Genomic DNA, 14,349 nt, shown 5'->3' on the forward strand with positions numbered 1-14,349 from the left:
TGCTGACCCGTCTCGTGAACGGCTGGCCAAACAGCCGCATCGACGACCTCATGCCCTGGTGCTGGAAGACCGACAAAGCCGGTTGACCATCAATCGCGCGCCTCAAGGGCCTCTACGCCGCGCTTACGACCTTCGCAGCATTGGCATACATCTTTGCCGCGGCCCTGGAATTGCGCTCCAAAGCGCAGCGCGGGTCGGTCAGGGGTTGGAAGGCTGGCGTGACATGCTGCAGGCGGCGAGACGTTCGATCTCCGCGCTCCGCGGGCTATCGCAGGAATGTATGCGGCGGTCGGGGCGGAGCGGAGGATCTCAGCGCGGGGAGAGTAAGGGGAGGCGCTGGCATGGCTGAAGTACGGCCACACATCAGATTTTCTCGATGAAGTATGACGGCGCCTTAATCACAAGAGTTGCCCCCCCCGCCAGTCCGCAATCACCCGCAGAAGTCCAAAGACACCTATCACGATGCGCAGGTAGCTAGCCTCAAGCCAGTTAGCTGCCGCCATGTCTCATTTTTAAATACATCCTATGGTTGCGTTGACTGCAACTCTCACGATCTCAGCAATCGTGATCCGCCCATTCTGAAGATACGACCTCACGTTTCTGTTGCGCGCCGATGTGGGGCGTCGATACTGTCAGAAACCGTTACATGCCATCCGGGACGCGCATGCTGCTTTCTTTTAGGATTCAATGGTGTGTCGCTCTCGCGGCGCTGACGTTGATGGCGATACCCGCTGTTGCGCAGCCGACAAGCGCCGCCCCCGACCAGCTTCAGGTCGCATTCCGTGAGATGATCGCGCGACCCGGCGATCCTGACGCCGCGGTCCGATACGCACGCATTGCCTCGGAGCGTGGCGACGCTAGGGCTGCCATTGCAGCGCTCGAGCGGGTCCTCCGGATTAACCCAACGCTCGACAACATTCGGCTTGAGATAGCGTCTATCCACCTTGCGACTGGGTCTCCGGATCTCGCGGCGCTGTACGCGCGACAGGCGCTGAGTTCTCCAACAATTCCCACGGATGTCGCGGTGAGAGCGCGCGAGATCGTCGCTCAGGCCGAGCGCGGCGCGGCGCGGTCGCTGTTCGAGGTGAGCATTTTTGCCGGTGTTCGCTGGGACTCGAACGCCAATGGCGTGACCCCTGCCGGGACGGTACCGATCTACACGCCTGTTCAGGGTGGCTTCCTGGTTCTCCCCACCCAGTTGCCCGCGACGGGCCAGGAGAGCTGGAGCTCGATCCTCGGGGCGCGCGCCTACCACCGCTACGATCTCGAGCTGCAGCGGGAAGCAGCGTGGGAGACAAACGCCTCGGTGTTCGATCAACGCTTCGCGAGCATTCCGCGCGGGTACGACCTGTCGGTCGCCACGCTCGACACCGGGCCGCGGATTGGTGTCGCAGAGGTGGGTGAGAATGGCCTGCTTTCGCTGCGGCCAGCAGTTCGTCTTGGATGGATCGGCTACGCCGATTCGACCTACAGCTGGCAGTACGGCGCAGGCCTGACCGCGGAACTGCGCTTGCCGCCACGCTGGACGCTGGAGCTGACGGGCACGCTTGGCTTCGGCAACTACCTCAATAGCGACTTCCGGCCGACCGCCCGTCTCTACACGGGCAGCGAGATGATCCTGAACGCATCGGTCGGCTACGCGATCACGCCGACGACCCGCGTCACGGGCTCTGTCTCGTACTTCGAGGGTGATGCCCGCGTCGACTACTACGCGCGAAGCGGCTTTGGCGGCTTCCTGGGGCTACAGAGCGCGATCCCGATTGGCGACTACACGATTGGTGCGTCGGCGCGGTTCGGTGTGCGCCAGGCGAGATACCAAGCGCCAGATCCGACACTGGATCCCTTCACGAAGCGCCAGGACACGCGGTGGGAAGGCGGGGCTACCCTCGTGTTCCCTGTCTCGCGTTCGATCGCGATCACCGTCGAATACGACGCGTTTGATCAGCGCAGCAATTACGAGATCTATCGGTTCGACAACCACGCCTTCATGGCCGGCGTACGCCTCTCACTTTGAGGCCGTCGCCGGCCAATCCAAGTCGCTTGATCATTCGGAGGAGCAGGACAATGGCTCGGCACGGACGGATCCCTGGGTACTCTTCACCTCGCATGACGTTGCTTGCAGGGGCTGCGTTACTCGGGCTGATGCCGGCGCCGGCGCACGCTCAGTCAACGCTCGTTGGCGTTGTGATCCGAGGAGCCTCATCTCCCACCGGCTCCGTCCCTCGCCAGGTCACGGACATCGTCCCAGGCCAGCGCATCGAAAGCCCGCGCGGCATGTGGACGGAGATCGCTTTCTCCGACGGTGGTTCGATCGTCCTGGAGCCCGGTGCCGATTTTCGTCTGACCTCCATCGAGACTGACCCAGCGACGGGGCGTTCGGTGATCAAGGGAACGTCGAGCAGAGGACGTCTGCGGGTCTCCACGTCGGACTCCGCCGACATGGCGATCGAGACAGCCGGCCTTGAGATTCGACTGGCTGGTGCTTCTGGGATCGTCCAGACCGGCGCCAGCGGGTCTGTCACCCTGATCTCGGGACGTCGGATTACGGTTCGTCGGCCGGACGGATCCGAGGAGACTATTCGGCGCCCAGGCTTCACCTTTGCGTTCAACAACGGAGGTCCGCGTCGCGAGGATCGTGACACGCTCGCGGCTTTAGTTTTGCCGTTCGCGCCGTTGGTCGCCGGATCGAGCGGTGACGAAGATTCGGTTCCATCAATAGGTGTGGATGCAGGCGTCGGCGCTCAGGAGTTTGTGCAGTCGCAACCTGCAAGAGATCGCAATGCAGGTGTCGATATTGGATCGATTGGGAATTCATCTCGACCGAGTCAAGCTCCAGGCAGCGATCGCACTGGGGCTGGACCAGTACAGGCGACGACCTTTCAACTTGCTGCAGCGGTCGTTCCTGTTTCCTCCGGCACGGCCTCAGGGATCGTAGCATCTAGCCCAGTGTCGTTAGCTACAACGTTGAACACGTTCGCCGTGCAGTCAGGCGAGGGCCTGCAGCCTGTCCAGCCGGTTGGCATAGTCGAGCGTCAAAATATTGGAACAGCCCGTGTGAGGCGGTTTTCTCCCAGTGGCAGTGGCTTGGCCGCCACGGGTACTAGGGTGGATACTGGCCTTGTGGCCACAAACAACGCTGATGGGACAGTAAGTTCAAGATTTGTTGGGATACAAAATTTCCAGAACATATCATCTCGACCGTTCTTGGCCGTAGAAAATAGCCCAAATTATGACTACATCGCAAATATACATAGCTTACTGCGTCAAGCGGTTCCTTTTGGTGTTTCAAGTCCGGATTTGCAGGAATTTCTAAGTTTAAGGGGGACTTATGAATTCATCTATCAGTATTTTATTTCTGTAAATGACATTTTGGTCCCGAGCGCAATACAGCGAATGTATACCTCGAGATTAATTGACCGCAGAAATGGCTCGATCGCGGTTGATGGATTTGGTCGGATTATTCTTGTTGTCCCCGATGATCAGATCGATTTTGAGCCTCGTGTCGACGAAGTAAATCGACTCTCGTTTATATCTGTATCAGAGTACGAAAATAGTACGGCGCTGAGAGATAAATACGAACTCGATATTCCTGGTGCCGGCGGCGCAAGTGTTATTTATCGGTCGGGCTCATTATTTGAGATTGCTCGGGCGGCACCGGGGCGGGCGCCGGCTGCTTTTTCTGGTGGTTTGGTTTCATTGCCTGGATCAAGTGGGGTTTTAGTGCAGTCCTTTGACGATAGATTGGCAATAGATTTTACTGCGTTGCCACAAATTACGGATGGAGCGGGAACATTCTTTACCAATGGACTTACAACGAGTATTGCTTCAGTAAGTCCAAGTGTCTATATACTGGATTTCGTGCTCACGTCTACATCTATGACGCCAGAATTGCGTGCTCGCGGGTTTGTGGAGGGTGAGCGTTTCTTTCTGATCGGTGGCCAGGCGATTGGGGGGCCTTCGGGCGGCTCGTTACCGGGGCGGCAATCGGACGAAGTGGTAGCTCCCGGTACGCTCATGAGGTTCGCCATCTCTGACGGCCTAAATCCGCTCAACCCCAACGGATTGACGAATATCGGTCTTCCCGGGGGCTTTCGTACAGATTGCAGCGCTGGTGATGGGCGATGCTCGATCGCGGCTCAGTTCTTGACCCCCGATCCAGCACTTGGGCGCCCGATCGCATTTTCTCGCTTCAATGCATTCCGACCCGAGGAAACATTCGTTGCCGGCGCGCCACGTGGTGACACGCATCTGCTGGTCGTAGCCGGCGAGAACAATCGGCATCCGGCGATGCGATTTGATCTCCAGATTGCCGCGGATGGTCGGAGCAGCGCGGGAGTCTCGACGGGCGGGCTGCTGGCGTTGCCGTTTGACGGAGGCCTTGCGCTATCCGGCAATACGGTTGGGAGCGCACGCCTTGGGGCGGGCGGCTCGCTTGCGGTCACGGGCAACTTCGGATCGCTCGCGACGGCCGCGGACGGCTACGGCGGACACATGTTCCAGAACAGCGACCCAACGGATCGCGGTGGCGGGCTCATTGGCCACTTCGCCATTGGGGAATCGGATCCGCGTCCCGGCCCGGCCGGGCGCGTCCCTGATCCGAATTCGCCGGGAAGTTTCCTGCCTCCCGTCCAGCCCGGTTCGGTGCAGGCGGTCGGCGGCGGCGGTTCCGTCCCCTTCGGTTTCACGCGCCTCGCGACCAACGTCGGTTCGGTGACTCCGAGTGCCGGAAGAGGCCCTCTGGGCGGTGTGCGCGCGGATGGCGTGACCCCCGCGGGCCTCGATGGCTTCGCCGCCGGACTCGTCGAAACGCCCGCCGGGACGGGCGGGGCGGTCAATCTCTACGCGGGTGTCGGCGCTCGCCTCGGTGATGTCCGGATCACGAGCAGGAACGGTGATCGGGAAATCACAGCATCGATCCGGGTGTCGTCCGCTGCGGCCGGTGAAATCCCGGTCGCCGGAACAGCCACTCCAGCCGTGGCGGGCCGGGCCGATCGGACACTGACCTTTGGTGCGGACGCTCCCAACGGCGTTCCGACAACAGCGATGGCGTCGCGATCGACCTTTGCGGCCGTTATTCCGCGGCAAGCCGGCATGGCGAGCGTGAATGAGGACGTATTGCCGGGTATCCGGCGTCCCGACGGCACTCAGAGCGCGATGCCGGCGAGCAACGAGCACCTCGCATGGGGCGTGTTCATGGGCGACCTGGTCGCCAATGCCTCAGGAGCCCAGCGCGAATTCATGGGGCTCGGCTTTTGGGTTGCTGGACGGCCGGTGGACTACGGGACCCTGCAGGCACTGACGGGTACGGCAACCTACCGAGGCGGAATGGTGGGAAACGTCGTCAGTGCGCAGGGCGCTCGAACAGTGGCGGGCGATTTCACGCACGCCTACGATTTCGGTCGTCGGTCCGGGACGCTCAGCGCCAACTTCGACGGCGCCAGCTACGCGGCGCGAACGGGCACAAACGGGACGAATGTGTTTTCTGGCCAAGGACCCGGGCAGGGGGCCGCCGCCAATCGCGTGATGAGCGTCTCCGGTGCCTTCTTCCACAATCCGACGACTGCCGGGCCTGTTTCGTCTGCCAATTTGCCACGGGCGACCGGCGGTGTGTTCGGCATCGCCGGCCCTGGATATGGCGCGAACGGGGTGTTCGTGGGCACCAGGCAGTGATGCTGGCGTCGCGGAGGGTCGCGCTTGCGAGCGTGGCCCTCCCCGCCCTTTGCGCTGTTTCGGGTGCCGCCGAGGCTCAGCAGAGGGCTGCGCAGCCCAACTCTGCGGCCTCCGCGCTGGCTAGAGCACGCGATCTTCGTGCGCGCGGAGAATTGCGAGCGGCGCTCGACCTTCTCGAGCGCTTCATTGCACGGTCAGGTAGGCGCCTTGGGGAACCCGACCAGGCGATTTTGCGCTTCGAGCTCGTTGGACTTGCTCTCGATCTGGGCGATCCCACGACGGCTCGAACGCATCTGACCGTTGCGGAGCAGATCGCGGCAGGCGCGGCGTTTCGGCCGCAGCCGTTGCTGGCCGCGCGACTGCAGCGGGAACTCGCGCGTCATCGCGAGCGACTGGGTGATTTCGCCTTGGCCGAGCAGTTGCTGACTCGCGCACTGCCGGCGCTTCAGTCGGCTGACGCCGTGGGATCTGCCGAGGGCTTGAATGCGCTTGGCGTTATTCGGCTTGAGCTGCTCAAGCTCGCAGATGCTGAGCGGGACTTCCAAGAGAGCCTGCAGTTTGCTGAGCGCGCTCAGCTAAGGCCTGAGTTCAGGGTATCGGTGTTGGCGAACCTCACGATTGCCAGTGCCGAGCGCGGCAATCTAACGGTCGCGCAGGACGCGGTGCACGAGGCGCGCCGGCTTGCCGGATCATCTGAGGATCTGTTGCGTATCGCGGACCTTGCGAATGCTCAGGTTCTCTTGCGGCGATTGGATGTCGCCACTGCCGAAGCCGTCTTGGAGCATGTTGTTCAGCGCGCTCCCGTTAGTGATCCGATCCGCGGCCATGCGCTGATATCGCTTGCGACAGCCCGCTTCAATCGCGGCAGGATGGCGGAGGCAGTTGAAGCGGCAACAGAAGCTGTCGAAGCTTACCGTCAATCACTGGGTGATCGACATCCCGGCTACGGACGCGCCCTCCATACCCTTGGTACGTCACTCGCTGAACTCGGCGATCCCGCTGCCGCACGCGATGCGTTGGCGCAGGCTTCATCCGTGCTTAGCGCGGCGTTCGGACCTGCTGCGGTTCAGGTGCAATCGACCGAAATCGAGCGTGCGGCGGTCGATCTGCGGTTAGGCGACCTGGCGGCTGCAGAAGCCAAGGCGGAGCGCGCTCTATCGGCCTTCACATCGACCCCCCCGCCTGATGCGCGCCCGGTTGGACTAGCGCTGGTATTGCGGGGATTGATCGCCGAAACTGCTGATCGCCGAGAGGCTGCGGCGACGTTCTATGAGCAGGCGCAGATCCGTATTGCGGAAGCACGTGGAGAGCTTTCGCCCGATCTCGGGTTCTCTCTTGTTCGCCTTGGCCGCCTGCTGACGCGGATGGCGCGGTATCAGGACGCCGCGGCGGCGCTCGAGCGGGCGCTCATCATTTGCGAGGCCGCTGGTTCCGCTGGGACTGTCCGAGTGGCTGATGTCCTATCCGCACGCGCGGAGCTGTGGCGCCAATCCGGCAATCGCCGCGGTGCACTGGACGACGCGAAACGGGCACTCGCACTCCTTCAAGAGCGTGTCAGTGCGTCCGACCAGGTCGGGGGCTCTACGGCAAGTGCGCAGAGGCGCGGAGCTCGCGAGATCTACGCAGCACTCGCACACTCGCTTGTCGCATTACGAGATGAAGACCCACGCGCACTACAGGATGGCTTCGTGGCTTCTCAGGAGGCTCTATCGTCTCGCGCGGGGGACGCTATGCGTCGCGCGGCCTTAAGACGTGCTACGACGAATGACGTGCTAGGCCGTTTGCTCGCGGAGCGCGAAGAAGCAATCGAAGCCGTGCAGCAGGCTGACAACGTGCTGCTTGCTTCGGCCGCCGCTCGATCACCAATCCCGGCGGAGGAGGCGGACAGGCTACGTTACGCCCGGGCCGATGCGGCTGCTCGAGTCAGAACGCTGAGCGCAGAGATGCTTGCCGTGTCGCCTCAATTCGCAGGCTACATTCAACCTCGTCCAGTCGAGATTCGACAGGTTCAGGAAATCGTGGTTGACGACGAGGCACTGATCTTCTTTGTCGTAACCGAGGGCGAGACACTGATTTGGGGCATTCGGCGGAACGCGGCTGAGGCGATCTCCGTTACTGTCGGTTCGACCGAGATCGCGAACCTCGTCCGGCGTATACGGCTCGGTGTCGATCTGGGATTGGAAGCGCGCGGCGTCCCTCTTGAGCCTTTCGACGTGATAGCGGCTCGTGCGTTGCACGACCTTCTACTTCTTCCAATCGAGAGGATTGGGGTGCTCGATGGCGTTGAGCATGTCATCGTAATTCCTGACGGCGCACTTCAGTCTTTGCCGCTCCACCTATTGCTTGATGCTCGCCAAAAGTGGCTGATCCAGCGCCTTGCGTTCACAACGGCGCCTTCGATTGGTGCCTTCCTGGCATCTCGCGATGCGCGCCGGACACCGTCGCAAGCGACGATGGCCTTTTTGGGTGTGGGTGATCCTCACTTCGCCGGCTTCGCGCGCACCGCTAACGTTCGGCATCGTGGAGCAAACCAGAGACTCTGGTCGGAACTGGCTCAACTTCCTCGGCTACCCGACGCTGCCGAAGAAGTTAGGCGGATTGCGCGTATTCTTGGCGAGAGAGAGAGCATCGTATTGGTAGGTGACGATGCTACCGAGCGAGCGTTTGTCGAGAGTGATCCGCGACGGTTCCAGGTAATCTCGTTGTCGACGCATGCCTTGATGGCTGGCGAACTGCCCGGTCTTAACGAACCGGTTGTTGTGCTGACTCCAGTGGAAGACGATGCGCCGCTTGATGGCTTACTGACAGGCTCCGACATCGCTTTGTTGGCATTGGATGCCGATTTGGTGCTGCTTTCAGCCTGCAATACGGCGGCCCCCGACGGAGGGGCCTACGCCGAAGGTTTGAGCGGTTTGGCGCGGGCGTTTCTGCAAGCGGGCGCGCGCGAATTGCTCGTCAGCCATTGGTCGGTCGCGAGTGATGCCACCACTAGGCTGATGACTGATTTTGCAAGGATCGCTGCGATGGATCCGACGGCTCGCCGCACTTATGCGCTTCAGGGTGCGATACATAGAATGCTCAACGACGAGGACCCACGATTTCGACATCCAGCTGTCTGGGCACCATTCGTCATTGTGGGGGGCTGATGAAGCGGTATCGATCTTTGCGTGTCCTGAATTCAGCATTGCCCCTCGAATGATTCTTTGCAGCGTTATCTTGAGTCCGGAGGAAAGATAAGACCATGACAATCTCGGAAGAAGCCAGCAAGGCGATCGCTGCCTTTGAAACAAAACACCCAAAATCGAAAGGAAAAGCATATTTGACGAGTGGAGAAAGGAGCGTTGATGAGCAAATCGAGATTATTTTTGACCCCAAAAGAAAAGATAACTATTTGAACATAAAGCAACGATTTCTATCAAAATATAAGATCAAAAAATTGCCTGCGCGTGAGGCTCTGTCAGCAGAGCAATTGAGTTGGTGGCGGAAGGAAGTTAGCGCTCAAGCAGGTAAGCCGGGAGGGTTCGCTCATATTGGCGGCTTCGCTCAAGACATCTCAGTCCGCCTGCTTAATACACAAGAGAAAATAGATCTCGAGCAGACACTTCAAGATCACGGAATACACGTTCTGCGTGAAAAAGTAACTGGAACATCGTCAGAATATGCAGTTTCGGTCGAGAAGGCGAATGTCTTTCATGTAACGGCGAGCAAAAAAAAGAAATAAAAGCTTTAAAAATCTAGCAGGCGATCTGATCCGTGCAACTAACGTATCTATATCGGGGTTGGATTGTGGTCAACGATTATCAACTGAAATCGTATTTCGCGGATGCGACGGTTCGAATCCGGGTGCACTCCCTCCGCCAGTTCCAATGGGCGTCCCGCTCTCCGGCAGACCGACCGCCACACTGAGTGGCAGGTTTTGTGGGGTTTTCGGCGCACACCTGTTGACTGGCCCGGCGCGAAGAAGGCGACGAATCGTTCTCCGGGGGCCAATTCTCTCCGGACCTTCTGACTTGGCCGACTTGGCCAATTCAGTACGGAACTCAGAGACTCCGTCGGCTGCGAGCGCGATGGCTGCAGTCGACCCGGAGCGGACCCTCGCCATCGAAGCGGCGGCCCGAAAGTGGACACGGCGCCCCTCGCTTGGCGGGAAGCCAAATCAGCGTTCAGGAAGCCGCGTCGCCGAATGGGCAGACGTCATCGTCGAATGGCACGCGCCTGCGCCGGAACGAGGCATCCGGAACAACCTCGGGCCCGCCGATCCGGTCCATACGGAAGTGGCGGAAGTCCGAACGGCGGGGATCCCAGGCGACCAAGTACCAGAGCGGCGGCAGGATAAGCATGGCCTGGGGTTCAATCTCGCGGCTGGTCTGCGCGCCTTTCGCGTCGCGGTACCGGAACCGCATGAGCCGCCGCTGAAGGAACGCGGTCTCGAACGCCGGCAGCAACGCCGGATCCATCGCGCCCATGTCGGCGATGTTCTGCCGCGGCGACAGCCGCCCGACGTGCAGGCATTCGAGCAGGGCGCGCAGGTCCTTCACCTTCGCCGGCGGCAACTCCCGTTCGATCTTCGCGAGGCCACTGTCGGCGAGGGCGGAGAAGGGGAAGCGCTTCGACATCCGCGCGCTGGTCACGCTGATCACCAGGGCGAACACCTCCGCCACAGTGAGTTGCGCCGCGCCCTGGACCGATCGCGGGTCGAGCTGGACGCCGCCGCCCGGCCCCGGTTCGGAATGGATGACGAACCCCTGATCGCGAAGCGCGCCGATATCGCGCAGGACCGTGCGTCGCGAGACGCCGACCTCTGCCGCCAGCTCGGCGACGGTCGCCGTGGCGGTCCGTCGTAGCGTCCGCACAATGGCGTCCTGGCGCGCCCGGACGTTCATCGGTCGGACGCAGAGCCTATAGTGACAATTCTTGGCACCGTCTCCCGCTAAGGCCCGGCCGTCGAAACAGCAAGGGCATTCGGAATGACATCCCTCGATCAAGGCCGCGCCGCGGCCGCCTCGCCGACCGTGTTCAACCCCGCACACCTCCACGACCCTACGCCATACGGCTACAGCACGGCGGTCATCACCCCCGGCAACGGCCGGTTAGCGTTCGTGTCGGGGCAGGGCGCCCAGGACGCCGCGGGCGCCCTGTCGCCCGCCTTCGCGGCGCAGGTGGCCCAAGCCTACGCCAACCTCGGCACCGTCCTTGAGGCACTCGGCGCCAGCGCGAACCAGGTCGTGAAGCTGACGGTGTTCGTCGTCGACCACGACATGTCGAAGCTCGGAGTGCTGACCGAGCAGGTGACACGGATGTTCGGCGGGAGCCTTCCGGCCCAGACTTTGGTTCCAGTGCCGAAGCTCGCTGTCGATGGGATGCTCTTCGAGGTCGAAGCCGTGGTGGCGCTAACCTGAGCGACGTCTGTCGGTCGGTCTCTCGTCACCATGAGGCCGACCGACTGTCCCTCGCCGCGCCTCGTGCCGCGTTGCCTCCCGGCGGTCGCGGGCATCTTCGCGCGGCGGATCGGCCTCATCAGATCCTGCTGACCGGGGCGGGCGCAGGGCTCATCCAGGCGCTCGCTGCTTGGCGAAGCGATGGTCGGCAGGTTTCATCTCCTGGCGGATTCGCGCGCCAGCGCCTCGGCGTTCCGTTCGATGAGATTCCTCTGCGGCGCGACACGCGGATAGCCCGGGAAGCGCGCCTCCGTCGCGGCGCGGATACGCACCGCTGCACCCTCGGGCAGGGTGGCGCTGTCCCCCATCTCGGCGCGTACAAGGCTCTCGAAGGGACGGAGGTAGCCGAGTTGCTCGCCGATCAGCGCGCCGACAGGCCCGCCGGTGCGCCTGCACCGTGGCGCGACGCGGACGGGCGGGAGGCGGTGCCCCATGGCTTCCCAGGCACCTTCCGCACCTGGGTTGACGACACGCGGCCGGGTGAGGACGTGGCCGCCGAAAAGGCACTGGCACATGACGTCGGCAATGCGGTTTCGGGACGCTATCGGCACTCCGACCTGTTCGACCGTCGCGTTGCGCTCATGGACGCATGGGCGATGCACTGCACCGCCGCCGCGAAAGCCCCGGCGAGCCTTGCCGCAGCGCGCGCACGGAAGGCGAAGGCCGCTGGGTGAAGGGCCGCGGGCACCCGTTGGTTGTAGTGCCCGAGCGCGCTTTCCGCCCCCGGCTGTCTCGCAAGCGGTGGGGCACGGTGGGGCATGTGGGACACGCCTAGAACGGGCTGGCGCGGAGGCTGCGCCACATGCGCGCAGGTATGGCTGAGGAAACGACCTGCGCCGTTAGGCCTTTGGTGTGAGGGCTTGGAAGGGCAGGTCAATTCGCTCCAAGTATTCCGAATACGGCTCAATGCCAGCTCGGCGATCAAGAAAATCTGCGTACCATGCAAGAAAATTGCCGAGGAATCGTAATACAATCCAAGTTGTCAAGATAGATAAAATCGCCCAAGCGGCTGTTCCGAGAATGAACATCTTCATCTCCGTCGTGCGTAATTTACAAGGTGGGTGGTGGCGTTCGTTTCAGAAACGGCATCCATCACCTGTAAAGGGGCACTGCAGCCGCCATGCCACAGCGCGCTCAGCGGAGGAGTGCGAAGGTCAGTTCATGCTTGTTGTGGTAGCCTTGAAACATGCAAGCCCCTGGAATTGCGTCGAATTCTGCGGCCGTGGCATGAACGGTCTCGCTCTGGAGTTCCACCGTGCAGACGGAGTTATGCGCCGCCCCGGCCTCCATCCCGCGCCGCACCAATCCGAGCAAGTGGTCCGGATACCAGATGATGTCCGAGAACAACCCGTCGACCGGCACTTCCTGCCGGGGGGCGAGGCCAAAGGCGCTTTCCTGCCGGCAGGAAACGCCGGGCATGGAGGAAATGGCCGCCATCGAGCGGCGCCTTGTCCACCGCCATCACCGTGAAACGGGTATTCGTTCTCGATGGATCGCCGCGCGTTGCGCTCCCGTCCGACGAAGAGATGGCGCGCGTAACACTCGCGACGCGACTCCATCCGCGAGCCTGCGCGGCGCTCGACAATGGCGGTGCCTGATGGTCGCTAACGTGGTGAAAAGATGTGGTGTCCCCGGCGAGATTCGAACTCACGGCCCCAGGATTAGGAATCCTGAGTTGCTTCTACTTTAGCAGTTGACCGCTACCCCTTACGTTCCTTTGTGTAACCCGCAAAGCGCAGCGAAAATGGCGTTTTTCGGCGGAAATTCGCCCTCACCGCGCCGCAACGCTGCCTCCCGCTCCTTTTCGCTGGCTTCCGTGCTGAGTGTCCGGTTAGTGTCCGGTTCGGTAAGGCTTGGGATTGCGAGCACTGATCGGGGGGCTGGCGATGCGCCTGGTGCGTGAGAGGGCGAAGATCAACCAGACGACGATTGAGGCGGCGTGGAAGCGCCATGCACCCAAGTCACGCCTCGTGATCGCCGACACCGAGTGTCGCGGCCTGGCGCTGATCGTGAACGCGACTGGGATGGTCTGGCGGTTCGACTACAAGCCGCGAGGGCTCGATCCGGCGACGGGGAAGCGGTTCGCCACGCGGTCGATCACTCTCGGCAACCCCGCCTCACTCAGCCCTAAGGACGCCCGCGAGGAGGCCCGGAAGAAGAAGGGCGAGGCGTTGGCCGGCCGCGACCCTGCGGCCGAGAAGAAGGCAGCCTTCGCCGTGCCGACCGTCGATGCGCTGCTGAACGAATGGCTGGCGTGGTGCGAGAAGCGCGTTGCTCGGGCCGATGCGGAAACCGCGGCGCGGCTGGCCGGCGGGGCCCGGATCGCGAAGCGTGGCGGCAAGTCGGACAGCGGCATGTCCCCCCTAACCTTGAAGGGCTACCGGGAGAAGGTGGATGCGCACCTTCGGCGCTCATTCGGGCGAATGAAGCCCGAGGCCCTGACGCGCGAAGCCATCATCCGCTGGAAGGACCGGGCGACGACAGGGGAGGGGGGCACGGCAGCGACGCTGCGGGTCCTATCGGCCTTCTGTTCCTGGATGGTGGATCGCGGCCACCTGCGGGCGAACCCCTGCGCTCGGCTCGGGCAAAGTGTAACCGCGGAAGTCGGGCGGCCGCTGTCGGAGGATGAGATCGCCCGCTTGGTCGCCGTGTTGGCTGAGAGGGAAGCGCGCTTCCCTGAGCATGTCGCAGCGCTTCGCCTGATGCTGCTGACGGGTGCGCGGGTGGGCGAGGTCCTGAACCTGCGCTGGCAGGACGTGGACCGGCCTGCGGGGCTCCTGCGGGTAGTGAAGCACAAGACGGCGCGCGGCGCGGGCGTGAAGCACCTGATTATCACCCCCGCCATTGCCGCAGAGTTGGATCGAGCCGCTGCGTGGAAGGCGAACGAGTGGGTTCTGCCGGGCACGCGGGGTAAGGCCGGCCCGCTCGGCTACGGCGCGTTGAAAAAGAAGTGGGAGGCGTGGCGTGCCGAGGCCGGCCTGTCGGCAGGCGGCGCGCCGCGGCTGCACGACCTGCGGCACACGGTCGGGAGCATCGCGGCCAACGCGGGGGCGACGCCTGAGATGATCCAGGCGCTTCTTGGGCACAGCCAGATCTCCACGACGCGGCGCTACATCAAGCGCGATGCGATTGCTGAGGCGCGCAGCGCTGCGGCGAAGGTTGCCGAGATCATCCAGTTTCCGGCGGTTGGGAAGAAGCCAGCCGCCTGATTGCGCCGCGCCCGGCGGTTCCGGGTAAACAA

General features: G+C 62.5%; 11 protein-coding genes and 1 tRNA gene. 7 read left to right on the forward strand and 5 right to left on the reverse strand.

Features of this window, described 5'->3' with window-relative positions; genetic code table 11:
- Positions 1-646 precede the first annotated feature (646 nt).
- Complete coding sequence (locus HW577_RS04985; RefSeq protein ID WP_198374966.1) at positions 647-2,014, forward strand: surface lipoprotein assembly modifier; 1,368 nt, start codon at positions 647-649, stop codon at positions 2,012-2,014.
- A gap of 1,190 nt (positions 2,015-3,204) precedes the next feature.
- A complete protein-coding gene (locus tag HW577_RS04990) occupies positions 3,205-5,670 on the forward strand; it encodes a hypothetical protein (protein ID WP_198374967.1) in 2,466 nt (821 codons plus the stop codon).
- A 194-nt stretch (positions 5,671-5,864) separates the two neighbouring features.
- Here HW577_RS04990 and HW577_RS04995 read toward each other — a convergent pair whose 3' ends face one another.
- Entirely contained in the window at positions 5,865-6,215 is a 351-nt protein-coding gene (locus HW577_RS04995) for a hypothetical protein (RefSeq protein WP_198374968.1), read from the reverse strand.
- Between the two features lie 57 nt (positions 6,216-6,272).
- Here HW577_RS04995 and HW577_RS05000 point away from each other — a divergent pair, with 57 nt between their 5' ends.
- On the forward strand, positions 6,273-8,816 hold the full coding sequence (locus HW577_RS05000; protein ID WP_198374969.1) for a CHAT domain-containing protein: 2,544 nt from the start codon (positions 6,273-6,275) through the stop codon (positions 8,814-8,816).
- A 95-nt stretch (positions 8,817-8,911) separates the two neighbouring features.
- Positions 8,912-9,391, forward strand: a complete 480-nt coding sequence (locus HW577_RS05005) for a hypothetical protein (protein ID WP_198374970.1) — start codon at positions 8,912-8,914, stop codon at positions 9,389-9,391.
- A 442-nt stretch (positions 9,392-9,833) separates the two neighbouring features.
- Here the strand turns inward: HW577_RS05005 and HW577_RS05010 are convergent, their stop codons facing one another.
- Positions 9,834-10,553 carry a helix-turn-helix transcriptional regulator gene (locus tag HW577_RS05010; RefSeq protein ID WP_198374971.1) on the reverse strand — a complete coding sequence of 240 codons (720 nt, stop codon included), beginning with the start codon at positions 10,551-10,553 and terminating at the stop codon, positions 9,834-9,836.
- An 84-nt stretch (positions 10,554-10,637) separates the two neighbouring features.
- On the opposite strand from HW577_RS05010, the gene HW577_RS05015 reads away from it, so the two are divergent.
- A complete protein-coding gene (locus tag HW577_RS05015) occupies positions 10,638-11,069 on the forward strand; it encodes a RidA family protein (protein ID WP_198374972.1) in 432 nt (143 codons plus the stop codon).
- 194 nt (positions 11,070-11,263) lie between these two features.
- Here the strand turns inward: HW577_RS05015 and HW577_RS05020 are convergent, their stop codons facing one another.
- The gene (locus HW577_RS05020; RefSeq protein ID WP_198374973.1) at positions 11,264-11,542 is read right to left on the reverse strand and encodes a hypothetical protein; all 279 of its coding nucleotides are present in this window, start codon (positions 11,540-11,542) and stop codon (positions 11,264-11,266) included.
- On the opposite strand from HW577_RS05020, the gene HW577_RS05025 reads away from it, so the two are divergent.
- The gene (locus HW577_RS05025) at positions 11,534-11,782 is read left to right on the forward strand and encodes a hypothetical protein (RefSeq protein WP_198374974.1); all 249 of its coding nucleotides are present in this window, start codon (positions 11,534-11,536) and stop codon (positions 11,780-11,782) included. The two genes, HW577_RS05020 and HW577_RS05025, sit on opposite strands and share 9 nt — an antisense overlap.
- A gap of 460 nt (positions 11,783-12,242) precedes the next feature.
- Here the strand turns inward: HW577_RS05025 and HW577_RS05030 are convergent, their stop codons facing one another.
- Together HW577_RS05030 and HW577_RS05035 are read right to left on the reverse strand one after the other, a co-directional pair.
- On the reverse strand, positions 12,243-12,545 hold the full coding sequence (locus tag HW577_RS05030) for a hypothetical protein (RefSeq protein ID WP_198374975.1): 303 nt from the start codon (positions 12,543-12,545) through the stop codon (positions 12,243-12,245).
- Between the two features lie 186 nt (positions 12,546-12,731).
- Positions 12,732-12,813, reverse strand: a tRNA-Arg gene (locus HW577_RS05035).
- A 181-nt stretch (positions 12,814-12,994) separates the two neighbouring features.
- Here HW577_RS05035 and HW577_RS05040 point away from each other — a divergent pair.
- A complete protein-coding gene (locus tag HW577_RS05040; RefSeq protein ID WP_232474687.1) occupies positions 12,995-14,317 on the forward strand; it encodes a tyrosine-type recombinase/integrase in 1,323 nt (440 codons plus the stop codon).
- Positions 14,318-14,349: the final 32 nt, after the last annotated feature.

Source organism: Neoroseomonas rubea (genome assembly GCF_016106015.1).
In the GTDB taxonomy this organism is placed as follows: domain Bacteria; phylum Pseudomonadota; class Alphaproteobacteria; order Acetobacterales; family Acetobacteraceae; genus Neoroseomonas; species Neoroseomonas rubea.

Coding starts and splice junctions, on each gene's coding strand:
- HW577_RS05040 (WP_232474687.1), top strand. CDS start 12,995: ATGCGCCTGGTGCGTGAGAGGGCGAAGATCAACCAGACGACGATTGAG.
- HW577_RS05010 (WP_198374971.1), bottom strand. CDS start 10,553: ATGAACGTCCGGGCGCGCCAGGACGCCATTGTGCGGACGCTACGACGG.
- HW577_RS05005 (WP_198374970.1), top strand. CDS start 8,912: ATGACAATCTCGGAAGAAGCCAGCAAGGCGATCGCTGCCTTTGAAACA.
- HW577_RS05015 (WP_198374972.1), top strand. CDS start 10,638: ATGACATCCCTCGATCAAGGCCGCGCCGCGGCCGCCTCGCCGACCGTG.
- HW577_RS04985 (WP_198374966.1), top strand. CDS start 647: ATGCCATCCGGGACGCGCATGCTGCTTTCTTTTAGGATTCAATGGTGT.
- HW577_RS05020 (WP_198374973.1), bottom strand. CDS start 11,542: ATGGGGCACCGCCTCCCGCCCGTCCGCGTCGCGCCACGGTGCAGGCGC.
- HW577_RS05030 (WP_198374975.1), bottom strand. CDS start 12,545: ATGGCGGCCATTTCCTCCATGCCCGGCGTTTCCTGCCGGCAGGAAAGC.